Here is a 22,285-nt window from a genome sequence, read left to right as displayed (position 1 = left end):
TCTCTTTGAAAAGCGAATAGTGAGTAGTGAGTAGCGAATAGCGAAATAGAAGATGTTCTATTCGCCACTCGCTATTCGCAATTCTCTTGTTTACTCGATGATGCTGGCGACGACGCCTGCTCCGACGGTACGTCCGCCCTCGCGGATGGCGAAGCGCAGCTTCTCCTCCATCGCGATCGGCACGATCAGATGCACTTCCATCGCGATGTTGTCGCCCGGCATCACCATCTCGGTGCCGGCCGGAAGATGCACAACACCCGTCACGTCGGTGGTGCGGAAATAAAACTGCGGACGGTAGTTGGTGAAGAACGGCGTGTGGCGACCGCCCTCCTCCTTGGTCAGGATATAGGCTTCGGCCTTGAACTTGGTGTGCGGCTTCACCGAACCCGGCTTGCACAGAACCTGGCCGCGCTCCACGTCCTCGCGCTTGGTGCCGCGCAACAACGCCCCGATGTTGTCGCCCGCCTGCCCCTGGTCCAGAAGCTTGCGGAACATCTCCACGCCCGTCACCGTCGTCTTCTGTGTCTCGCGGATGCCGACAATCTCGATTTCCTCGCCGACCTTGACAACCCCGCGCTCCACCCGGCCCGTCACAACCGTACCGCGTCCCGAAATCGAGAACACGTCCTCAACCGGCATCAGGAACGGCTGATCGATCGGTCGCTCCGGCTGCGGAATGTAGGCGTCGACGTTCTTCATCAGTTCCAGAATCGCGTCATGGCCAAGCTTCTGGTCCGAGTTCTCAAGCGCCGCCAGCGCCGACCCCTTCACGATCGGAATGTCGTCGCCCGGAAATTCGTACTTCGACAAAAGCTCCCGCACTTCCATCTCAACCAGCTCGAGCAGCTCCGGATCGTCAACCATGTCGCACTTGTTCAAAAACACAACCAGCGCCGGAACGCCGACCTGACGCGCCAGAAGAATGTGCTCGCGGGTCTGCGGCATCGGGCCGTCCGCCGCCGAAACAACCAGGATCGCGCCGTCCATCTGCGCCGCACCCGTGATCATGTTCTTCACGTAGTCCGCATGGCCAGGACAGTCGACATGCGCATAGTGACGGTTCGCCGTCTCGTACTCCACATGCGCCGTCGAAATCGTAATGCCGCGCGCCTTCTCTTCCGGAGCCTTGTCAATCTGGTCGTACGCCGTGAACGTCGCCCCGCCCGTCTCCGCCAGAACCTTCGTAATCGCAGCCGTCAATGACGTCTTGCCATGATCAACATGACCAATCGTCCCAATGTTGCAATGCGGCTTGTTACGTTCAAATTTCGCTTTGGCCATTTGACTCTCCGTTCAGTCGTCGACTGTCGCCAGCGACAATCAGGCAAACTTTTTCTGGACTTCTGCCGACACATTCGCCGGCGCTTCAGCGTAATGATCGAACTGCATGGTAAAGGTGGCGCGCCCTTGGCTCATCGAGCGCAGGTTATTCACGTAACCGAACATGTTCATGAGCGGCACCATCGCGTTGATGACGTTGGCGTTGCCGCGCATGTCCTGACCCTGAATCTGGCCGCGCCGCGAGTTGAGATCGCCAATGACCGATCCGGTATAGTCTTCCGGCGTCACCACCTCGACCTTCATGATCGGCTCGAGCAGCACCGACTTGCCCTTCTGCAGCGCCTCGCGGAAACAGGCGCGGGTCGCGATTTCGAACGCCAGTGCCGACGAGTCGACGTCATGGTATTTGCCGTCGATGAGTTGCACCTTGACATCGACCACCGGGAAGCCCGCAACCACGCCAGAGCCGAGCACACTCTCGATGCCCTTCTCAACGCCGGGAATGTATTCCTTGGGCACCGCGCCGCCGACGATTTTCGACTCGAACTCGTAACCTTTGCCAGGCTCGCTCGGCTCGACAATGATCGTAACAGCCGCGAACTGACCGGTACCGCCGGTCTGCTTCTTGTGGGTGTAGCTGTGTTCGACCCGCTTAGTGACCCGCTCGCGGAACGCCACCTGCGGCGCACCGATGTTGGCATCGACCTTGTAGGTGCGCTTGAGGATATCGACCTTGATGTCGAGATGGAGTTCGCCCATGCCCTTGAGGATGGTCTGGCCGGACTCCTGATCGGTTGAGACACGGAATGACGGATCTTCCGCCGCGAGTTTCGCCAGCGCGACACCGAGCTTTTCCTGGTCAGCCTTGGACTTCGGCTCGATCGCAATCTCGATGACCGGATCAGGGAATTCCATCTTTTCAAGGATCACGGGATGAGCTGAATCGCACAGCGTGTCACCGGTGCGCGCTTCCTTCAGGCCGGCCAGCGCGACGATGTCGCCGGCATAGGCCTCCTTGATATCCTCGCGATTGTTCGCATGCATCAGCAGCATCCGGCCGATGCGCTCCTTTTTCTCGCGCGTCGAATTCACGACGCCGGTGCCACTCTGAAGAATACCGGAATAGATGCGGCAGAACGTGATGGTGCCGACGAACGGGTCGTCCATGATCTTGAACGCCAGTAACGACATCGGCTCCTTGTCGTCGGCGTGACGAACGACCTCGTTGCCCTTGTCGTCGGTGCCCTTGATGGCGGGCACGTCGAGCGGTGACGGCAAATAGGCAACCACGGCATCAAGAAGCGGCTGCACACCCTTGTTCTTGAACGCCGTACCGCACAGGACGGGATAGAACGCGCCGGTGATGACGGCCTTACGGATCAACCCCTTCAGAGTAGCCTCATCCGGCTCGGTGCCGTCGAGGTAGGCGGCCATGGCGTCATCATCGAGTTCGACGGCGGCTTCCACCAGCTTCTCGCGGTATTCCTTGGCCTTGTCTGCAAGATCTGCGGGGATCTCGGCGATGTCGTACATCGCACCAAGCGCTTCGTTGTTCCAGACCAGCGCCTTCATGCGGACGAGGTCGATCATTCCCTTGAAGTTGTTCTCCGAGCCGATCGGAAGCTGCAACGCCACCGGGCGCGCACCGAGCCGATCGACGATATCGGCCAGACACTTGTAGAAGTCAGCGCCGGTCTTATCCATCTTGTTGCAGAAGACGATGCGCGGCACCTTGTACTTGTCGCCCTGACGCCAGACCGTTTCGGTCTGCGGCTCAACGCCCTGGTTGCTATCAAGCACGCATACGGCGCCGTCGAGCACCCGCAAGGAGCGCTCCACCTCGATGGTGAAGTCGACGTGACCAGGGGTATCGATGATGTTCAGACGTTTGCCGTCCCAGAATGCGGTGGTCGCGGCCGAGGTAATGGTAATGCCGCGCTCCTGCTCCTGGGCCATCCAGTCCATCGTCGCGGCACCTTCGTGCACTTCGCCGATCTTGTGGCTCTTGCCGGTGTAATAAAGGATGCGCTCGGTCGTGGTGGTCTTGCCGGCGTCGATATGCGCCATGATACCGAAATTGCGGTAATCCTCGATGGCATGTTGGCGGGGCATGGAGCTATCCTTAAATTCCTGTGGTGTCGCCGTTACCAGCGATAGTGCGAGAACGCACGGTTGGCTTCCGCCATCTTGTGCACGTCTTCCCGCTTCTTGACCGCACTGCCCCGGTTGTTCGACGCGTCGAGCAACTCAGCCGAGAGCCGCTCCGTCATCGTCTTTTCATTGCGCCCCCGCGCAGCCGCGATCAGCCAGCGAATGCCGAGCGCCTGACGGCGGGTCGAGCGAACTTCCACCGGCACCTGATAGGTAGCGCCGCCGACGCGACGCGACCGCACTTCGATGGTCGGCATGACGTTTTCGAGCGCCTGCTCGAACACGGTCAGCGGACCCTGCTTGGTCTTGGCCTCGATCAGGTCGAGCGCGCCGTAGACAATGCTCTCGGCGACAGACTTCTTCCCGGCATACATGACCGAGTTCATGAACTTCGTAATGACCACGTTTCCGAACTTCGGGTCGGGGAGCACTTCACGCTTTTCGGCAGAATGGCGACGCGACATCGTTTCTGTTCCCGCTTATTTCGGACGCTTCGCGCCGTACTTCGAACGACGCTGCTTGCGGTTCTTGACACCCTGAGTATCGAGGACGCCGCGGAGGATATGATAGCGCACGCCCGGCAAGTCCTTCACGCGGCCACCACGGATCATGACCACGGAATGTTCCTGAAGGTTATGCCCCTCACCTGGGATATAACCAATGACCTCGAAGCCATTGGTTAGGCGTACCTTAGCGACCTTGCGCAGCGCCGAATTGGGCTTCTTCGGAGTCGTGGTGTAAACACGCGTGCACACGCCGCGCTTTTGCGGCGATTGTTGCAACGCAGGCACCTTCTTGCGCGACTTCTGTATGACGCGCGGACTTGCGATCAGCTGGTTGATCGTCGGCATCGTTCGCCTTCACCCTTATATTTACGCGAAACCCCGATCGGCTTCGCACTTCGTCCGGAGCTATCGCTCACCCGCTCGCGATGCATGAATGGTTTCACGCAAAACGAAATCGCGCCAACCGTTCACTGCTGAACGGGAAGCGCTTCGACGCCACAGAGGACCGCGACCAACGCCAACCGGAACGAACCGGCCAGCCTCCACCGAGGTCATGCATCCGAAATCAATCTCGAGAGATCTTGCTCAAGAGAATGACCATCGTCCTGGCATTGCCTAGCTATTTCGGCAGCGTCTGAGCAGCATCCGTCGAGGTTGGTGCCCGTCTCTATCAATCAAACCAGATAGAAAGGGTGGTCCGTTCCGACGTTAGTGGAGCTCACCGCCTGCCGTTAAGTGGGCGGGTTTTATCCACGGCGAGTCATCAAGTCAAGGCTGAAACGCCATAACAGAAGCACTTCTGACCGTTTCGCACGACCTTCCGCCTCACCCGGCTTTGGCAGGGCAGTCGGTACGCCGATGGCCGGATATCGTTCGTAACAATGGCTTTTTCGGCGCGACAGGTGCCGCACCACGGACGCTCCAGCTCGCCAGATAGGGACACCACCGAATCCAGCTCCTGCCCGATTTTTCGCCGAGCAGCATCTCAATAGCGCGTCGAATCAAACGCCTTCCTGGCCCTGCGAATCTTCTGTCGTTTTGACGGGGCCGCCACGAAACGGAACCACGCAAATTGAGCTAGGATCTAGGCTCGCAGACCGAACTGGTCCTGACAGATGACCTGCGATGGTTGGATTCGCGATCACATGATGTCCGCCGGCGGGTGAAGTCGAATGAGTCGTCGCTAGGGACGACCGCGCGTCACGCGCAGAAAACAGGCTGAATAACAGACACCGCTTCTCAAGTGCGTCAGCGACCGCAGATTACCCGATCGAGGCAAGCGAACACGCCGCTCACCGCTTCAAAATGATTAACGCGTCTGGAAATGACAAGCCCAAGCTGCTGAGGCTGTAGCGAACGAAGCGCCGGAAACCAGGAACGCCTGAATGGAGCTTGAGATGCGGTTTTTTAACCGCAACTGCCTGCAGCGGGGCCAACACAGCGGAGGCCTCCGCGGCAGAAAGCGACGATGACATGTGAACCGCAATGGCGGCTCACATCATCTATTTTGACTTTGACCTAGTGGCCGTGACCGTGGCCGTTCTTCGCCTCGCGATGAGCCAGCTCGCTTAGCAGCTTCTGCGCCAGAAGATCCTGCCCGACCTGATCGACGGGAAAGGTGGTGGCGTTACCAAGATGGCCAATGGTGGCGCTTTTGGCACCCAGATCTCCCGAACCGGCATGGATCACCTTGCCATCCGAAGTGTATGAACCGTCGATCTGCTTACCCAGAGATTCATCGTAAAAAGAGATGTGTCGCGGCATCGGTGCACTCCTCCATTATTGGATTTCTTTGTGTACTGATGGAAACAGCGACCGTATAGCCAACTAGTTTACATAGTCGGCATTTTTATTTGGTGAAAGAACCAGGCAGTAGCCTGTCGTACTCGCGCCGGACCGCGCGATAGCATTCGCAGGATGTGCGCTCCAACAGTCTACGGTCCAGTATGGTAATGATGCCGCGGCTATATGTGAGAACCTGCAATTGCTGAAACTTTCTTAGCTCAGCATTAACAGCCACGCGGCTGACCACGAGCATTTCGGCCAGGAACTGTTGCGTAAGTCGAAGTTCGTCACCATCGACACGATCGTGAGACTTCAACAGCCATCGTGCGCAGCGCTGAAGAAGCGTATGACTGGCGTTGCACGCAACAGACTGCATTACCTGTGCAAGGAACGCTCGTGAGTAGGCGTTGAGCTTGCGCCGAAATACTGGCAGACGCGCTTGCAGCTCCTGAAATTCCCGAAACGAAATCCGGATGCTGTCGCCGGAAACCTGGACGACGGCGCGATGCATGGATTGATCGTCGCCCATGATAGCTCCGACGTTGATCATCCCCTCCCGTCCCGTGGTCGACGTCTCAGCTGTCTTGTCGGTCTTGAGCGGAGCGACGTTGGAGATGATCGCAGTTTCGGGAAAGTACACATAATCGAATGGGCCGCGTGGTTCGTACAGCACGCAACCAAGCGGAAGTTGAACAAACTCACACAGCTTCTGAATTTCGATCCATTCCGTGTCCGGTATGCTCGCCAGGAGGCTGTTCTTTGGTCCGTGCACCATTGTCTCACGATCACCGGTTCTTGCGGCAGGTCAAACCGGCGGCCACAGTTTGGTTCTTTGCGCAACCAAAGGCAAGCCACGCTGGATTGACGACCTCGAAATACGGCATCGCTCCCCGGCTGCACTTTCGAAGTAGGCCGAAGGCGATGCGTCACTTATTTACTCGCTTTCGGGTTGGCCGGCGTCGACCAACTCCGAACTCCGTCGCGAAGCTGACGGAGCTGCTCGTAGCCCCGTTGGCGAATGGCTTCCAGCAAAAACGTCGGCGATCGACCCGGCCCAACATCGACCAGCAGATCGACCATCTTTCGGCGGCCCGCCCAGAGCTGAGCCATGAAGCTCCGTTCGTAGGAACAGGAATCGATCGCTTCGATCCCCGCGGAGGAGAACAGGTCGTCCGTGATCTTGTCGATCAGCAACACGCCGGGTGAATATTTCGCGTAGTCATGACTGAAGGCCGTTTTCCAAGTATAGGCCGTGGCGCCGCAATACATCAGCACCTGCGCGGCGATAGCCTGCCGATCAACACGAAGCAAAGCAACCGAAGCATTGCCCCGTTCGGCGAGCGCGGCAATCATCTGCCTGGCGAAGGCCGCATCCGCGGACTTGCATAACAAAGCCGTGCCCCGCGCTCCTTTCCAGCTTGCGGCTTCCAGCTTCAGAAACGTCTCGAACGCTTCTCTCGTATCCGCAGCGCGGAGATTAACGATATCGACACTGCCTACGGCGGAAAGGCGGTTCCAATCCTGCCGCAGCTTCTTCCGGGTCGAGCCTGACCGTTTCACGCCAATATCAGGAGTCGCGTAAGGCCGCGCATTCTCAGACAATCTGAGGTAGGCGCAGCCCTGTTCGGTCAACGCATCAACAAGCGTTTCGAAGCTCCGGGCCTCGGCATTGAACGATTTCAGACTGATCACCTTGGGCAGTGAGCGACTGTCACGGATCGCCGATAAAAAGCTTGGAATGACATCTCTGACGAAAGCAGGATCCACGACCGGACTGGAAAGAAAAGCGTAGTTGTAGGGCAATGCTTCAAGCACCGCGGGCCACAGCCGCGAAATTCTGCGAACCTGCAAGGCCCATACGCCAACCAGCTTCTTGAGTCCGGTACTGTCGTCCCACGCCAACAGAACATGGATGCTCGCAAACCCGCTCTCGTTTGCGGCCGTCAGGGCAGCTGGATTCATGAACACATTGGATGACGCCCGCCGAACGAGATCGTCCCAGGGCGCCGCAAGGTCCAGTGTTGGTGAACAAATGTTTACTGAAATCATCAGACGCCTCGGATCATCCTCGGCGACCCGCCCGGCCCGCGATACTGGTCCTCCCCCGTTGCTTTTCAGTTAAATTGTATCGAGACGGTCGCCCTTCGATCCTTGGACGCTTTCAAGATTTTATTTGCCTTTGCGGCGCAATAATAACCCTTCCGGAACGAGGACCAATCCATGCGCTATACGGATGTTGCGATCGTTGGCGGCGGACTGGCCGGCTCGACCACCGCCGCGATGCTGGGCCGTGCAGGCATCCCTGCGATCATGATTGATCCACATATGACGTATCCGCCCGACCTGCGCTGCGAAAAGCTCGGCGGCACTCAACTTCCACGACTACGCAGGACAGGGCTTGGGGAAGAAATACTGCGGGCGACGACCATTGATGGCGAGATCTGGGAAGCGCGGTTCGGTTTTGTGGTGGCGAAAAAGCCAAGCGACCAGCACGGCGTAATGTACGACACTCTCGTCAATGCCATGCGCGCACAAATCTCGCCCAACGTCGAGATCCTAAACACGAAAGTCGTCGAGGTCGCCACGAGCGACGAACGCCAGCGCCTGGTGCTGGCCGATGGAGAAATAATTTCTGCGCGCCTGATCGTGCTTGCGAACGGTCTTAGCGTCAGCCTGCGTCATCTGCTCGGCCTCAGGCGTCGCGTCGTCAGCGAATGTCATTCCGTGACGCTCGGCTTCAACGTCGTGCCGGTCGATCTATCGGCGTTTCCCTTCCCGGCCCTGACATATTGGCCGAAACGCTCTGGCGCGCGGATGGCCTATCTCTCCCTGTTTCCGATCGGCAATACCATGCGGGCCAACATGATGGTCTATCGGCCAATCGACGACATCTGGTTTCGCGAATTCCGTAACAACCCCGAGGCGACGATGCGCGCGGTCATGCCCCGCCTCGACCGTATGACCGGAGGTTTCAAAGTTAGCGGACCGATCAAGATCAGACCGGCAGATTTGTATGTTACGGAAAATCATCGGCAGGCCGGGGTCGCTCTCGTCGGTGACGCTTTCGCGACCTCGTGCCCCGCCGCAGGCACCGGTACCGACAAGGTGTTTACCGACGTCGAACGACTCTGCAATGTCCACATTCCGCACTGGCTCTCGACCGAAGGCATGGATCGCGTCAAGATCGAGACCTTCTACGACGATCCCGTCAAGATGGAGTGTGATGAATGGTCGGCGGCGAAAGCCTGGCATCTTCGTTCGCTATCTATCGACAATGGGCCGACCTGGCGCGCACGCCGATGGGCGCGCTTCATTGGGCGTCTGGCTCTGGGCCTGACCAGACCGATGAACAGATCCAACATGCGGCCATCCCCATCACCGCCGCGCCCGGAATCACAAGAAGGGGGATTGGCGTAAGGGCCTTAGACCGGGCTATAGCGTTTTCGAGCGAACTGGAATCGGTTCGCGCGAAGAAAACGCGTCAAATCAAAAGATAGAGTGTTTCACCGTTTCCATGAAGCGGTGACAGACTCTGGTCATCTCCTTGAGAGCGGGACTTCGAAATTTCAGCGAATGAACCTGACGCCAAGCGTCCCCTGGCGTCGCCACACCACCTTGCACGAGTGCCCTTCTCTAGCGTCGCGGGAGAAAGCCAACCGGAAAACGCTCGGTACAGCGCCAGCGTCATCGACAGTAATCTTGGCGCCCCCAGCCGAGAGGTCGAGCACGACGCACGGCCTTGCGGCAAAACCGCCGTCCAGAGTGATCCAGGCCGATTGCCGGACCGACTTGCGGGCTACCCGTTTTCTTGCGGCGATCATCATCCTGCACTCCAGCGCACCATCTGCGCGCAGTATATCATTTCGCCTCGGCGGAGAGATAAATGCCTCGCGGAAAGACCGATTAGCTAAACTTGAAATTAATTTTTCCTCACGCTGACCGCATAAACTGTTTCCATTTCGGAAAGCAGCGAGATTGCGCGAACGGTTGCCTGATGCGGCACAACGAAAAAAGGCCGGCTTGCACCGGCCCTTTTCATCTGAGATCAGCCGATGCCTACTCTGCCGGCGGTAGTGCCAGCGGTTCGGCCTCCGGCGCGGACGGCACGATCGTCGCCTGTTTTTCGCGCTCGTCGAGAATCAGCTTGTCGCGCTTGACCGCAACTTCGCGGATCTTGGCCATCGACGCGCCGGTACCTGCCGGAATGAGTCGACCCACAATGACGTTTTCCTTCAGGCCCTCGAGCGGGTCCACCTTGCCGTTGACGGCAGCCTCGGTGAGCACGCGCGTGGTTTCCTGGAATGACGCCGCCGAGAAGAACGAGCGTGTTTGCAGGCTGGCCTTGGTGATGCCGAGCAGAACCGGCGTTCCCGTGGCGATCTTCTTACCCTCTTCCTTAGCCTTGAGGTTGAGCCGGTCGAACTCGATCTTGTCGATTTGCTCGCCCGAGATCATGTCGGTCTCGCCCTGATCGGTAATCTCGACCTTTTGAAGCATCTGACGGACAATCACCTCGATGTGCTTGTCGTTGATGAGCACGCCTTGCAAGCGGTAGACTTCCTGGATTTCGTTGACCAGATAGGCAGCGAGTTCCTCGATGCCCTTGATCGCCAGGATGTCGTGCGGCGCGGGATTGCCATCGACGATAAAATCGCCCTTCTCGACGATGTCACCATCCTGCAGATGGATGTGCTTGCCTTTCGGAATAAGGTACTCGCGGGTCTCCTCGTCCTTGTCGACCGGCTCTATCGAGATGCGGCGCTTGTTCTTGTAATCGCGGCCGAACCGGATGGTGCCGGCGATTTCCGCGATGATTGCCGCATCCTTCGGCCTGCGAGCCTCGAACAGTTCGGCCACTCGCGGCAGACCGCCGGTGATGTCGCGGGTCTTGGCGCTCTCGGTCGAGATACGCGCCAGGATGTCGCCGGGTTTCACCTTGGCGCCAACGTCGACCGACAGAATGGCATCGACCGACAGCATGTAACGGGCGTCGCCGCCACGGGGCAACTTCAGCACCTTGCCGTCCTTGCCCTTGATCACGATAGCCGGACGAAGATCCGCGCCGCCGCGTGTGCCGCGCCAGTCGATGACGATGCGCTTGGCAATACCAGTGGATTCGTCGAGCGTTTCGGAGATCGACTGACCTTCGACCAAATCCTCGAATCCGATAGTACCCTCAAGCTCTGTCAAAATCGGCCGGGTGTAGGGATCCCACTCGGCGATACGCTGGCCGCGCTTGACCATGTCACCTTCGTCAACGTGCATGCGCGCGCCGTATTGGATGCGGTGAGTTGCGCGTTCAGTGCCGTCCGCATCGACAACGGCGACAACCATGTTACGCACCATCGCAACCAGATTACCTTCGCCGTTTCTTGCGATCGCCCTGTTCCTGAACGTGATCTTGCCGTCGAAGTTCGACTCGATCACCGACTGCTCGTTGATCTGCGCAGCGCCACCGATATGGAACGTGCGCATCGTGAGCTGCGTGCCAGGCTCGCCAATCGACTGCGCCGCGATGACGCCGACAGCCTCGCCGTGATTAACGGGCGTGCCGCGAGCCAGATCACGACCGTAGCACTTGCCGCAGATGCCGTTGACCAGTTCGCAAGTCAGGGCCGAGCGGATCTTGACTTCCTGGATACCGGCCCGGGAGATCTGATCGACATGGCTTTCTTCCATCAAGGTGTTACGCTTGACTACCACCTTGTTGTTCGCGGCATCACGGATGTCATCGCAGGCCGTGCGGCCCAGGATGCGCGATCCGAGTGACGCCACCACCGTGCCGGCATCGACGATAGCGCGCATCTTGATGCCGAGCTTGGTGCCGCAGTCGTCCTGGGTGATGATGCAGTCCTGCGCGACGTCGACCAGACGGCGGGTCAAATAGCCCGAATTTGCGGTCTTCAACGCGGTGTCTGCGAGACCCTTGCGAGCGCCATGGGTTGAGTTGAAATATTCGAGAACCGACAACCCCTCCTTAAAGTTGGAAATGATCGGCGTCTCGATGATCTCGCCCGACGGCTTCGCCATCAGGCCGCGCATGCCGGCGAGCTGACGCATCTGGGCGGGCGAACCTCGCGCGCCGGAATGTGCCATCATGTAAATCGAGTTGATCTGGGCCTCGACGCCCTTGGCATCCTTCTTGGTCGAAGAAATTTCCTTCATCATCTCCTTGGCGATTTCCTCCGTCGCCTTGGACCATGCGTCAACGACCTTGTTGTACTTCTCGCCATGCGTGATCAGACCATCATTGTACTGCTGCTCGAAATCCTTCGCCAGCGTACGCGTGGTGTCGACGATCTTCCACTTCCCATGCGGGACCACCATGTCGTCCTTACCGAAGGAGATGCCGGCCTTGAACGCATTGTAGAAGCCGAGCGCCATGATCCGGTCGCAGAAGATCACCGTCTCCTTCTGACCACAGTGGCGATAGACTTGATCGATCACACCGGAGATTTCGCGCTTGGTCATCAGCTTGTTGATGACGTCGAACGAGATCTTCGGCGACTTCGGCAGCACCTGGCCGAGCATGACGCGGCCGGCAGTGGTTTCAATCAGACGCTTTACGGGTTCACCATCCTCGCTGATCACATCCCAGCGATACTTGATCTTGCTATGAAGATGGATGACACGGGAATGCAGCGCATGCTCCAGCTCGGCCATATCGCCAAACACCTTGCCCTCACCGGGCAAGCCCTCACGCATGATCGAAAGATAGTAAAGACCGAGCACGATGTCCTGGCTGGGAACGATGATCGGCTGACCGTTCGCCGGGTGCAGGATGTTGTTGGTCGACATCATCAGCACGCGCGCCTCTAGCTGCGCCTCGAGCGAAAGCGGAACGTGGACGGCCATCTGGTCGCCATCGAAGTCGGCGTTGAAGGCGGCGCAAACCAGCGGATGAAGCTGAATGGCCTTGCCCTCGATTAGAACCGGCTCGAACGCCTGAATACCGAGCCGGTGAAGCGTCGGCGCACGATTCAGGAGCACCGGGTGTTCACGAATGACCTCATCGAGAATATCCCAGACCTCGGGACGTTCCTTTTCAACGAGCTTCTTTGCCTGCTTCACGGTCGTAGACAGACCCTTGGCATCGAGCCGCGAATAGATGAAAGGCTTGAACAGTTCCAGCGCCATCTTCTTCGGCAAACCGCACTGGTGCAGCTTCAGTTCGGGACCGACGACAATGACGGAGCGGCCGGAATAATCGACCCGCTTGCCGAGCAAGTTCTGCCGGAAGCGCCCCTGCTTGCCCTTTAGCATGTCGGCAAGCGACTTGAGCGGCCGCTTGTTTGCGCCAGTGATGACGCGGCCGCGCCGGCCGTTGTCGAACAGCGCATCAACCGCTTCCTGAAGCATTCGCTTCTCGTTACGGATGATGATGTCAGGCGCACGCAGCTCCATCAGCCGCTTCAGCCGGTTGTTGCGGTTGATGACGCGACGATACAGATCGTTGAGGTCGGACGTGGCGAAGCGGCCGCCGTCGAGTGGCACCAGTGGACGCAAGTCCGGCGGAATCACCGGCACCACGGTGAGGATCATCCACTCCGGCTTGTTGCCGGAGAAGCGGAAGGCTTCGACGATCTTCAGGCGCTTGGCGAGCTTCTTGTGCTTGATATCTGACTCAGTCGCCTGCATCTCCGCGCGCAGTTCCGCCTCAAGCCTCTCGAGTTCAAGGCCCTTCAGCAGTTCGCGTATCGCTTCGGCGCCGATCATGGCAGTAAAGCTGTCCTGACCGTATTCATCCTGCGCGCGAAGGTATTCCTCTTCCGACAGCAACTGACGGTCCTTGAGCGCAGTAAGACCAGGCTCCAGAACGACGTAGTATTCGAAATAGAGAATGCGCTCGAGATCCTTCAGCGTCATGTCGAGCAAAAGGCCGATGCGGGAGGGCAGCGACTTCAGAAACCATATGTGGGCAACGGGTGCGGCCAGCTCGATATGACCCATGCGCTCGCGGCGCACGCGCGATAGCGTCACTTCGACCGAGCACTTCTCGCAGATGATGCCCTTGTATTTCATCCGCTTGTACTTGCCGCACAGGCACTCGTAGTCCTTGATCGGACCGAAGATGCGCGCGCAGAACAGGCCGTCACGCTCCGGCTTGAACGTGCGGTAGTTGATCGTCTCCGGCTTTTTGATCTCGCCGTAGGACCACGACAAAATTTTCTCCGGCGACGCGATCGAAATCCGGATCTGGTCGAAGACCTGGGCCGGTGTCGTCGGATTGAATAAATTCATTATTTCTTGGTTCATGGTCTTCTCCTCGACGGCCGCGTTCCGGATGCTGCGCGAGCCGAGATCCGGTGCGCTGCCGATCCGGAACCTCCACGGTCCGCGGAATTCGTTGCGGTCCCGGTTTTACGACGCCTCGCGATGCGCCGCGCCGGGAATAGGCGTTCTCAAACTGCTACTCGGCCGCTTCGGACATGCCGCCGACTTTGGAGTTGTGCAGATCGACATTCAGGCCCAGTGAGCGCATTTCCTTGACCAGCACGTTGAACGATTCCGGAATGCCTGCCTCGAAGGTATCGTCGCCTCGCACGATGGCCTCATAGACCTTGGTGCGGCCCGCAACGTCGTCCGACTTCACCGTCAGCATTTCCTGGAGCGTGTACGCCGCGCCGTAAGCCTCGAGGGCCCACACCTCCATTTCGCCGAAACGCTGACCGCCGAACTGCGCCTTGCCGCCCAGCGGCTGCTGGGTGACGAGCGAGTAAGGTCCGATCGAGCGCGCGTGGATCTTGTCATCAACAAGGTGGTGCAACTTGAGCATGTAGATGTAGCCCACCGTTACCTTACGATCGAACGAGTCGCCGGTCCTCCCGTCGTAAACGGTTGATTGGCCTGACCTGTCCATGCCAGCGAGCTCAAGCATCTGCTCGATATCGGTTTCCTTGGCGCCGTCGAACACCGGCGTTGCGATCGGAACGCCGCGGCTCAGATTGCGGCCGAGCTCAACGAGTTCATGATCGTTGAGCGATTTGATAGTCTCGTTGTCGCCATAGACCTTCTTGAGGGTCTCCTTCAGCGGCTTGGTTTCCTGCTTCGCGCTCGCGAGATAGGCATCGACGGCCTGTCCGATCCGCCTGCCAAGGCCGGCACATGCCCAGCCGAGGTGGGTTTCGAGAATCTGACCGACGTTCATGCGCGAGGGCACGCCGAGCGGGTTCAGCACGATGTCGGCGTGGGTGCCATCCTCGAGGAACGGCATGTCCTCGATCGGAACGATCTTCGAGACCACACCCTTGTTGCCATGACGACCAGCCATCTTGTCGCCAGGCTGAATCTTACGCTTCACGGCGACGAAGACCTTGACCATCTTCATCACACCGGGCGGCAACTCGTCACCACGCTGCAGCTTTTCGACCTTGTCGAGGAAGCGCTGCTCGAGGCCCTTCTTCGACTCGTCGTACTGCTTCCGCATGGCCTCGATCTCGGCCATCAGCTTGTCATTTGGCGATGCGAACAGCCACCACTGCGATTTCGGATATTCCTCGAGCACCGACTTGGTGATCTTGGTATCCTTCTTGAAGCCCTTCGGGCCGGCAATGCCCTGACGGTTTTCGAGCAGATCAGCGAGGCGGCCGTAGACGTTGCGGTCGAGAATCGCCTGCTCGTCGTCGCGGTCCTTGGCAAGACGCTCGATTTCTTCCCGCTCAATTGCCAGCGCACGCTCATCCTTGTCGACACCGTGGCGGTTAAAGACGCGGACCTCGACAATCGTGCCCTGCACGCCCGGAGGCACGCGCAAGCTGGTATCGCGAACGTCGGAAGCCTTCTCGCCGAAGATCGCGCGCAACAGCTTTTCTTCCGGGGTCATCGGGCTTTCGCCCTTCGGCGTGATCTTGCCGACCAGGATGTCGCCGGCGCGGACCTCTGCGCCAATGTAGACGATGCCGGCTTCGTCGAGGTTCTTCAGCGCCTCTTCCGAAACGTTCGGAATGTCGCGGGTGATTTCCTCGGGACCCAGCTTGGTGTCGCGGGCCATCACTTCGAACTCCTCGATATGGATCGAGGTGAAGACGTCTTCCTTGACGATCCGCTCCGAGAGCAGGATCGAGTCTTCGAAGTTGTAGCCATTCCACGGCATGAACGCGACCAGCACGTTGCGGCCGAGCGCGAGTTCGCCAAGATCGGTGGACGGGCCGTCCGCGATGATGTCGCCCTTTTTGACGATATCGCCGACCTTCACCAATGGACGCTGATTGATGCAGGTCGATTGGTTCGAACGCTGGTACTTCATGAGACGGTAGATATCGACACCCGACTTGGTCGGGTCGAGATCTTCCGTCGCGCGGATAACAACGCGGGTGGCGTCGATCTGATCGATCACGCCCGAGCGGCGCGCGGCGATCGCGGCACCCGAGTCCCGGGCGACCACGCCTTCCATGCCGGTACCGACGAACGGCGCCTCGGCGCGCACCAGCGGCACCGCCTGACGCTGCATGTTCGAACCCATCAGCGCGCGGTTGGCGTCGTCGTTCTCGAGGAACGGAATGAGCGCCGCGGCGACCGAGACGAGCTGCTTCGGCGAGACGTCCATGAAGTCGACCTTGTCCGGCGTCACCGGCAGCACCTCGCCGGCATGACGGCAGACCACGAGGTCTTCAGTGAAACGGCCGCGGTTGTCGAGCGGCAGGTTAGCCTGCGCGACGTGATAGCGGCCCTCCTCCATCGCCGAGAGATAGACCACCTCGTCGGTGACGCGGCCATCCTTCACCTTGCGATACGGTGTCTCGACGAAACCGTATTTGTTGACGCGCGCGAACGTCGCGAGCGAGTTAATAAGGCCGATGTTCGGACCTTCCGGCGTTTCGATCGGGCAAATGCGGCCGTAGTGCGTCGGATGCACGTCGCGCACCTCGAAGCCCGCGCGTTCGCGTGTCAGACCACCCGGCCCGAGCGCCGACAGGCGGCGCTTGTGGGTGATCTCCGAGAGCGGGTTGGTCTGATCCATGAACTGCGAGAGTTGCGACGATCCGAAGAACTCGCGCACCGCAGCAGCCGCGGGTTTCGCGTTGATAAGATCCTGCGGCATCACGGTGTCAATGTCGACGGAGGACATCCGCTCCTTGATGGCTCGCTCCATCCGCAACAGACCGACGCGATACTGGTTTTCCATCAGTTCACCGACCGAGCGCACGCGACGGTTGCCAAGGTGGTCGATATCATCGATCTCACCCCTGCCGTCGCGCAGGTCGACTAGCGTCTTGATGACCGCAAGGATGTCTTCCTTGCGCAGCGTGCGATACGTGTCCGGCGCATCAAGATCGAGGCGCATGTTCATCTTGACGCGGCCCACGGCGGACAGATCGTAGCGCTCGGCGTCGAAGAACAGCGACTGGAACATGTTCTGCGCCGACTCCAGCGTCGGCGGCTCACCCGGACGCATCACCCGGTAGATGTCGAACAGCGCGTCCTCCCGCGTCATGTTCTTGTCAGCGCTGAGCGTATTGCGGATGTAAGGACCGACGTTGATATGGTCGATGTCGAGCAGCGGCAATTCCTTATAGCCGTGCTCGTTCAGCCCCTTCAGCGACTTCTCGGTGATTTCCTCGCCGGCTTCGGCGTAGATCTCACCGGTTTTGGGATTGACGAGATCCTCGGCGAGATACATGCCGACCAAATCGTCGTCGCTCATGCGCAGTGCCTTCAGCCCCTTCTCCTGGAGCTGGCGCGCAGCGCGAACCGTAAATTTCTTACCGGCCTCGAGCACGACCTTGCCGGTATCAGCGTCGATCAGGTCGTTCAGCGTCGAATAACCGCGGAAGCGAACCGGATCATAGGGCACGCGCCAGCCGTCTGAATTGCCGCCGGATTTCGCGCGCTTGTAAATGATCTTTTTGTAGAACGTGCTGAGGATTTCCTCGCCATCGAGGCCGAGGGCGAACATCAGCGACGTCACCGGAATTTTGCGGCGACGGTCGATGCGCGCGAACACGATGTCCTTGGCATCGAACTCGATGTCGAGCCACGAGCCGCGATAGGGAATGACGCGCGCTGCGAACAGCAACTTGCCCGACGAATGAGTCTTGCCCTTGTCGTGATCGAAGAACACGCCGGGCGACCGATGCATCTGCGAGACGATGACGCGCTCGGTGCCGTTGACGACGAAGGTGCCGTTCATTGTCATGAGCGGAATGTCGCCCATGTAGACGTCCTGCTCCTTGATGTCCTTCACGGACTTCGCAGCGGTTTCCTCGTCGATATCGAATACGATGAGGCGGAGCGTCACCTTCAGCGGCGCGGCATAGGTCATGCCGCGCTGGCGGCACTCGTCGACGTCATATTTCGGCGCCTCGAATTCGTAGCGCACGAATTCGAGCTGCGACGTGCCCGAAAAGTCGTTAATCGGAAACACGGATTTGAAAACCGCCTGCAAGCCCTCGTCGAGCCGGCCACCTTCCGGTTCGGCGACCATCAGGAACTGGTCGTAGGACGCCTTCTGAACCTCGATCAGGTTTGGCATCTCGGCGACTTCCCGGATATGCCCGAAGAACTTGCGAACCCGCTTGCGACCGGTGAACGTCTGCTGCACCATCGTGGCCTCTCATGTCGTCGCCCGTGAGGGGCGAACCTTCCGAAGCGCGATTGACATCGCCTCCAGGGTGAATCTCGGAACGCTCTCAAGAGCGGCACGCATATGTCAGGACTTAAATCCTGAACTGGAACGCCAGGCTCGCAGAACGCAAAACGACGCGCGAGGTGCAGGGATGCACCCGCCCGTCAAAAACATATCCAAACGGACCGAAAAAGCCCGAAATCGCTGCTCTCCCAACAGCTTATGAGAGAACGCCGCCGTTCCCGCCATATGCTGCGCTTTCGTGCTGCCGTCCCGATATGGGATGGCAATCGTGGAGATTCGAGGGACGCCCCCCTGAATCTCCACACTTTTCTGTGTACAACCGGCCAGAGCAAAGCTTGGCAGTTGCGCCCGGATGGAGCGCGATTCCGACCGCGTCCATCCGGAAATTCTCGTTACAACTTACCGCCTCCGTTGTGGCGAGGCCGTCCCGGCCATCCACGCCTTTGGCAAGGCGATCTCCGGGTCTCGTTGACGCTCGCCAAACTGACGACGAAAACCGGATCTCGCTCAAAGAACTGCAGTTACTTAAGCTCAACCTTGGCGCCGGCCTTCTCAAGCTGCGCCTTGATTTTCTCGGCTTCGTCCTTGGCAACGCCGTCCTTGACGGGTTTCGGTGCACCTTCGACCAGATCCTTGGCTTCCTTGAGGCCGAGCCCGGTGATGGCGCGAACCTCCTTGATGACCTCGATCTTCTTGTCACCGGCCGAGGCGAGCACGACAGTAAATTCGGTCTTCTCTTCAGCGGCCGGAGCGCCACCGCCGGCGCCCGGCGCCGCCGCAACCGCAACCGCGGCAGCCGCCGACACGCCCCACTTTTCTTCAAGCAGCTTCGCCAGTTCGGCAGCCTCGAGCACGGTCAGCGCCGAGAGGTCATCAACAATCTTCTGCAGATCAGCCATCGATGTGTTCCTTTAACGTATTCGGTTCGAACCAGATTCAACTTGCGAAGGGCCTCACGCCGCTTCACTCTTTGAGGCATAGGCCTGAACGACGCGCGCGAGCTTGGCCGCGGGCGCAGTCGAGAGCTGAGCGATCTTGGTCGCCGGCGCCACCAGGAGGCCGACCAGCTTGCCGCGCAGTTCATCGAGGGACGGCAGCGAGGCCAAGGCCTTGACGCTGTCGACGTTCAGAACGGTTTTACCCATCGAACCGCCGAGAATGACGAAGCTTTCATTCGTCTTAGCGAATTCGACGGCAACCTTCGGCGCCGCCACCGGATCGTTGGAAGTCGCGATCACGGTCGGTCCCTTCAACAGGGAGCCGATGGCAACGACGTCTGTGCCTTCAAGAGCAATTTTGGCGAGACGGTTCTTCGAGACCTTCACCGACGCACCCGCCTGCTTCATCTGCATACGCAGCTTCTGCATCTGGGCCACGGTAAGGCCGGAATAATGAGCGACGACCGCAACGCCCGTGGTCTTGAAGACCTCGTTCAGCGCCTCGACCGCCTCTTTTTTTGCCGCTCGTTCCACAGCAAGCTCTTTCCGTTTGGCGACCTTTGTCTCAAGGCTGAGGCCGCCGGGTTATACCCATCGTCCCGCCCAAAACCTGATCCCAAAGCACTTGTCCCACAAGACACCTGCCTCAAGACACACGCCGGGCGCGACGACAATTCAGTAGCCTGCCCTCCCGCGCCTGACGGCCTGGCGGCCGGATGGCACGGGGTGTCGAGGTTCGAACCCAATTCGCAACCACCGCTTGCCGCGATGAAAAGCGAAACCCGGTCTTCACCCGTCTATGCAGGCCATACAATTAAGCCATTGGACAAACTTGCGTTCGGCCGTCGGCGCCTGCAGTCTCGGACAGGACGGGATCAACAGCACCGTCCCTGACGGGACGACCGAAGACCCCTGCTCGCACCGTCGTCCCAGCCAAACTGGCATCCCGTCCTCCCCGAACCATCCGAATGGACATGCGGAAAGGAAAGATCTCCAATCTCATTGGGTTTTTGGAAGCGAACACCGCCGCGCCAGCGAGAGCCAGCACGTCCGGAGCGTGGTGTTTAACGAATCTTTGCCACGCTGCCAAGTTCTAAATCATGCAATTTTCCGGCCAGCTTCAGAAAAGCTCGCACCGCACTCGGCCGACGTCAACGGGACCGCCTGCCGCGCGGTCAAGAATCAAGGCAGGTCCGAAAAACTCCGATCCCGCCTTGCTTGTCGCAGATTCTTGGCCTCAGCCGAGCACGGTTCCCGGCTCGACCTTGACGCCCGGTCCCATGGTCGAGGACACTGCAATGCGCTGGATGTAGGTGCCCTTGGCGCCAGCCGGCTTGGCCTTCGCTACCGCATCCGCCAACGCCTTGATGTTCTCGACGAGCTTCTCTTCCGAGAACGAAGCCTTGCCGACACCGGCCTGCACGATACCGGCCTTCTCGACTCGGAATTCCACCGAACCGCCCTTGGCACCCTTCACGGCGCCGACGACATCCATGGTCACCGTGCCGATCTTCGGGTTCGGCATCATGCCCCGCGGACCGAGCACCTTGCCGAGACGGCCGACCAGCGGCATCATGTCCGGCGTGGCGATGCAGCGATCGAATGCGATCGTACCGCCCTGCACGGTCTCAACCAGATCTTCCGCACCAACGACGTCCGCGCCTGCTGCCTTGGCTTCCTCGGCCTTGGCTCCGCGCGCAAACACGCCGACGCGCAGCGTGCGGCCGGTGCCGTTCGGCAGACTGACGACGCCGCGCACCATCTGGTCGGCGTGACGCGGATCGACGCCGAGATTCATGGCGATCTCGATCGTCTCGTCGAATTTTGACTTGGCGCGTTCCTTGATCAGCTTGATCGCCTCGGCGATCGGATAAAGTTTTTCCCGATCAATGCCTTCGCGAGCCTTCTTCAAACGTTTTCCGGTTGCCATGGTTCGTTACTCCGCCACCTGAAGGCCCATCGAGCGGGCAGAGCCCTCGACCATGCTCATGGCCGATTCGACGGTGTCGCAATTGAGGTCCTTCATCTTCTTCTCGGCGATCTCGCGCACCTGCGCCTTGGTCACCTTGCCGGCGGAATCGCGGCCCGGCGCCTTTGAACCGGACTGGATTTTTGCCGCCTGCTTGAGGAAGTAGGACATCGGCGGGGTCTTCATCTCGAAGGTGAAGGAACGATCGGCATAGATCGTGATCACCACCGGAATCGGCGTATTCTTTTCTTCCTTCTGCGTCTGGGCGTTGAACGCCTTGCAGAATTCCATGATGTTGAGACCGCGCTGACCAAGCGCGGGACCGATCGGTGGCGACGGATTCGCCGCACCGGCCGGCACCTGCAATTTCAGGTATCCGGTCACTTTCTTTGCCATGCGTCACTCCTGTTGTGCCGGCTTGGCCGGCGGTTTCAGGTTTCGTGGTTCGGATCAAGAGCGGCTGGCAACCACCCTCTTCCTCCCACGACCTCTCAAAAGCGAAGGCAAGCTTCGCCTCTTCGTCCAATCAGACCTTCTCGACCTGACCGAATTCCAGTTCGACCGGCGTTGCGCGACCGAAAATCGACACAGCGACCTTCACGCGCGAACGCGCCTCGTCGATTTCCTCCACCACGCCGGAGAACGACGCGAACGGGCCGTCGGCGACGCGAACGTTCTCGCCAATCTCGAACGATACCGACGCCTTCGGCCGCTCCACGCCTTCCTGCACCTGATGCATGATGCGCATGGCCTCGGCCTCCGAAATCGGCATCGGCTTGTTCTCGGCGCCGAGGAAGCCCGTGACTTTCGGGGTGTTCTTGATGAGATGGAACGCCTCATCGGTGAGGTTCATCTTCACCAGCACGTAACCCGGGAAGAACTTGCGCTCGGTATCGACCTTGCGGCCGCGCCGGACCTCCGTGACCTTCTCGGTCGGCACCAGCACCTGCTCGAAGAGATCCTCAAGCCCCCGCTGCTTGGCCTGCTCCCGGATCGATTCCGAGACCTTTTTTTCGAAATTCGAATAGGCGTGGACGATATACCAGCGCATGCTCATGGTTCAGTT

The 22,285-nt window shown here is 59.4% G+C and carries 16 protein-coding genes; 1 reads left to right on the top strand and 15 read right to left on the bottom strand.

All coding sequences use genetic code 11. The annotated features are described in order from the left end of the window. Nucleotides 1-90 precede the first annotated feature (90 nt). The 7 genes from tuf to ACM561_RS07295 form a co-directional block, all read right to left on the bottom strand. Nucleotides 91-1,281: an elongation factor Tu gene (gene tuf / locus ACM561_RS07325; RefSeq protein ID WP_425909092.1), complete on the bottom strand. Its 1,191-nt coding sequence runs from the start codon at nucleotides 1,279-1,281 to the stop codon at nucleotides 91-93. A gap of 39 nt (nucleotides 1,282-1,320) precedes the next feature. Next, nucleotides 1,321-3,393, bottom strand: a complete 2,073-nt coding sequence (gene fusA / locus ACM561_RS07320; protein WP_425909113.1) for an elongation factor G — start codon at nucleotides 3,391-3,393, stop codon at nucleotides 1,321-1,323. Nucleotides 3,394-3,425: 32 nt separating this feature from the next. Further along, nucleotides 3,426-3,896 carry a 30S ribosomal protein S7 gene (gene rpsG / locus ACM561_RS07315; RefSeq protein WP_425909111.1) on the bottom strand — a complete coding sequence of 157 codons (471 nt, stop codon included), beginning with the start codon at nucleotides 3,894-3,896 and terminating at the stop codon, nucleotides 3,426-3,428. A gap of 15 nt (nucleotides 3,897-3,911) precedes the next feature. Continuing rightward, nucleotides 3,912-4,283, bottom strand: coding sequence for a 30S ribosomal protein S12 (gene rpsL / locus ACM561_RS07310; protein ID WP_009797142.1), 372 nt, complete (start codon nucleotides 4,281-4,283; stop codon nucleotides 3,912-3,914). A gap of 1,173 nt (nucleotides 4,284-5,456) precedes the next feature. Further along, nucleotides 5,457-5,702: a hypothetical protein gene (locus tag ACM561_RS07305; RefSeq protein ID WP_079446322.1), complete on the bottom strand. Its 246-nt coding sequence runs from the start codon at nucleotides 5,700-5,702 to the stop codon at nucleotides 5,457-5,459. A gap of 85 nt (nucleotides 5,703-5,787) precedes the next feature. Next, entirely contained in the window at nucleotides 5,788-6,498 is a 711-nt protein-coding gene (locus tag ACM561_RS07300) for a Crp/Fnr family transcriptional regulator (protein ID WP_425909108.1), read from the bottom strand. A 155-nt stretch (nucleotides 6,499-6,653) separates the two neighbouring features. Next, nucleotides 6,654-7,772 (bottom strand): GNAT family N-acetyltransferase, encoded by a 1,119-nt coding sequence (locus tag ACM561_RS07295; RefSeq protein ID WP_425909106.1) that lies wholly within the window; start codon nucleotides 7,770-7,772, stop codon nucleotides 6,654-6,656. 171 nt (nucleotides 7,773-7,943) lie between these two features. Here ACM561_RS07295 and ACM561_RS07290 point away from each other — a divergent pair, with 171 nt between their 5' ends. Continuing rightward, nucleotides 7,944-9,140 carry an FAD-dependent oxidoreductase gene (locus ACM561_RS07290; RefSeq protein WP_425909104.1) on the top strand — a complete coding sequence of 399 codons (1,197 nt, stop codon included), beginning with the start codon at nucleotides 7,944-7,946 and terminating at the stop codon, nucleotides 9,138-9,140. Between the two features lie 149 nt (nucleotides 9,141-9,289). Here ACM561_RS07290 and ACM561_RS07285 read toward each other — a convergent pair whose 3' ends face one another. The 8 genes from ACM561_RS07285 to nusG all read right to left on the bottom strand — a co-directional run bounded on the left by ACM561_RS07285 (nucleotide 9,290) and on the right by nusG (nucleotide 22,276). Further along, nucleotides 9,290-9,547 carry a PilZ domain-containing protein gene (locus ACM561_RS07285; protein WP_425909102.1) on the bottom strand — a complete coding sequence of 86 codons (258 nt, stop codon included), beginning with the start codon at nucleotides 9,545-9,547 and terminating at the stop codon, nucleotides 9,290-9,292. A gap of 232 nt (nucleotides 9,548-9,779) precedes the next feature. Next, nucleotides 9,780-13,979 (bottom strand): DNA-directed RNA polymerase subunit beta', encoded by a 4,200-nt coding sequence (gene rpoC, locus ACM561_RS07280; RefSeq protein WP_425909100.1) that lies wholly within the window; start codon nucleotides 13,977-13,979, stop codon nucleotides 9,780-9,782. A 154-nt stretch (nucleotides 13,980-14,133) separates the two neighbouring features. Next, nucleotides 14,134-18,267: a DNA-directed RNA polymerase subunit beta gene (gene rpoB / locus ACM561_RS07275; RefSeq protein ID WP_425909098.1), complete on the bottom strand. Its 4,134-nt coding sequence runs from the start codon at nucleotides 18,265-18,267 to the stop codon at nucleotides 14,134-14,136. A 566-nt stretch (nucleotides 18,268-18,833) separates the two neighbouring features. After that, nucleotides 18,834-19,211 (bottom strand): 50S ribosomal protein L7/L12, encoded by a 378-nt coding sequence (gene rplL / locus ACM561_RS07270; RefSeq protein WP_425909096.1) that lies wholly within the window; start codon nucleotides 19,209-19,211, stop codon nucleotides 18,834-18,836. Nucleotides 19,212-19,265: 54 nt separating this feature from the next. Next, nucleotides 19,266-19,784 (bottom strand): 50S ribosomal protein L10, encoded by a 519-nt coding sequence (gene rplJ, locus ACM561_RS07265; protein WP_011510040.1) that lies wholly within the window; start codon nucleotides 19,782-19,784, stop codon nucleotides 19,266-19,268. Between the two features lie 703 nt (nucleotides 19,785-20,487). Next, nucleotides 20,488-21,180, bottom strand: coding sequence for a 50S ribosomal protein L1 (rplA, locus tag ACM561_RS07260; RefSeq protein ID WP_079446312.1), 693 nt, complete (start codon nucleotides 21,178-21,180; stop codon nucleotides 20,488-20,490). A gap of 6 nt (nucleotides 21,181-21,186) precedes the next feature. Next, nucleotides 21,187-21,615 (bottom strand): 50S ribosomal protein L11, encoded by a 429-nt coding sequence (gene rplK, locus ACM561_RS07255; RefSeq protein ID WP_079446311.1) that lies wholly within the window; start codon nucleotides 21,613-21,615, stop codon nucleotides 21,187-21,189. Nucleotides 21,616-21,745: 130 nt separating this feature from the next. After that, a complete protein-coding gene (gene nusG, locus ACM561_RS07250) occupies nucleotides 21,746-22,276 on the bottom strand; it encodes a transcription termination/antitermination protein NusG (protein ID WP_009797155.1) in 531 nt (176 codons plus the stop codon). Between the last annotated feature and the right edge of the window lie 9 nt (nucleotides 22,277-22,285).

Origin of the sequence: Nitrobacter sp. TKz-YC02 (assembly GCF_049852135.1) — a bacterium.
In the GTDB taxonomy this organism is placed as follows: domain Bacteria; phylum Pseudomonadota; class Alphaproteobacteria; order Rhizobiales; family Xanthobacteraceae; genus Nitrobacter; species Nitrobacter vulgaris.
The sequence above is the reverse complement of the archived record's forward strand: the minus strand, read 5'-3'. Positions and strand labels throughout refer to the sequence as shown.

Coding starts and splice junctions, on each gene's coding strand:
- tuf (WP_425909092.1), bottom strand. CDS start 1,281: ATGGCCAAAGCGAAATTTGAACGTAACAAGCCGCATTGCAACATTGGG.
- fusA (WP_425909113.1), bottom strand. CDS start 3,393: ATGCCCCGCCAACATGCCATCGAGGATTACCGCAATTTCGGTATCATG.
- rpsG (WP_425909111.1), bottom strand. CDS start 3,896: ATGTCGCGTCGCCATTCTGCCGAAAAGCGTGAAGTGCTCCCCGACCCG.
- rpsL (WP_009797142.1), bottom strand. CDS start 4,283: ATGCCGACGATCAACCAGCTGATCGCAAGTCCGCGCGTCATACAGAAG.
- ACM561_RS07305 (WP_079446322.1), bottom strand. CDS start 5,702: ATGCCGCGACACATCTCTTTTTACGATGAATCTCTGGGTAAGCAGATC.
- ACM561_RS07300 (WP_425909108.1), bottom strand. CDS start 6,498: ATGGTGCACGGACCAAAGAACAGCCTCCTGGCGAGCATACCGGACACG.
- ACM561_RS07295 (WP_425909106.1), bottom strand. CDS start 7,772: ATGATTTCAGTAAACATTTGTTCACCAACACTGGACCTTGCGGCGCCC.
- ACM561_RS07290 (WP_425909104.1), top strand. CDS start 7,944: ATGCGCTATACGGATGTTGCGATCGTTGGCGGCGGACTGGCCGGCTCG.
- ACM561_RS07285 (WP_425909102.1), bottom strand. CDS start 9,547: ATGATGATCGCCGCAAGAAAACGGGTAGCCCGCAAGTCGGTCCGGCAA.
- rpoC (WP_425909100.1), bottom strand. CDS start 13,979: ATGAACCAAGAAATAATGAATTTATTCAATCCGACGACACCGGCCCAG.
- rpoB (WP_425909098.1), bottom strand. CDS start 18,267: ATGGTGCAGCAGACGTTCACCGGTCGCAAGCGGGTTCGCAAGTTCTTC.
- rplL (WP_425909096.1), bottom strand. CDS start 19,211: ATGGCTGATCTGCAGAAGATTGTTGATGACCTCTCGGCGCTGACCGTG.
- rplA (WP_079446312.1), bottom strand. CDS start 21,180: ATGGCAACCGGAAAACGTTTGAAGAAGGCTCGCGAAGGCATTGATCGG.
- rplK (WP_079446311.1), bottom strand. CDS start 21,615: ATGGCAAAGAAAGTGACCGGATACCTGAAATTGCAGGTGCCGGCCGGT.
- nusG (WP_009797155.1), bottom strand. CDS start 22,276: ATGAGCATGCGCTGGTATATCGTCCACGCCTATTCGAATTTCGAAAAA.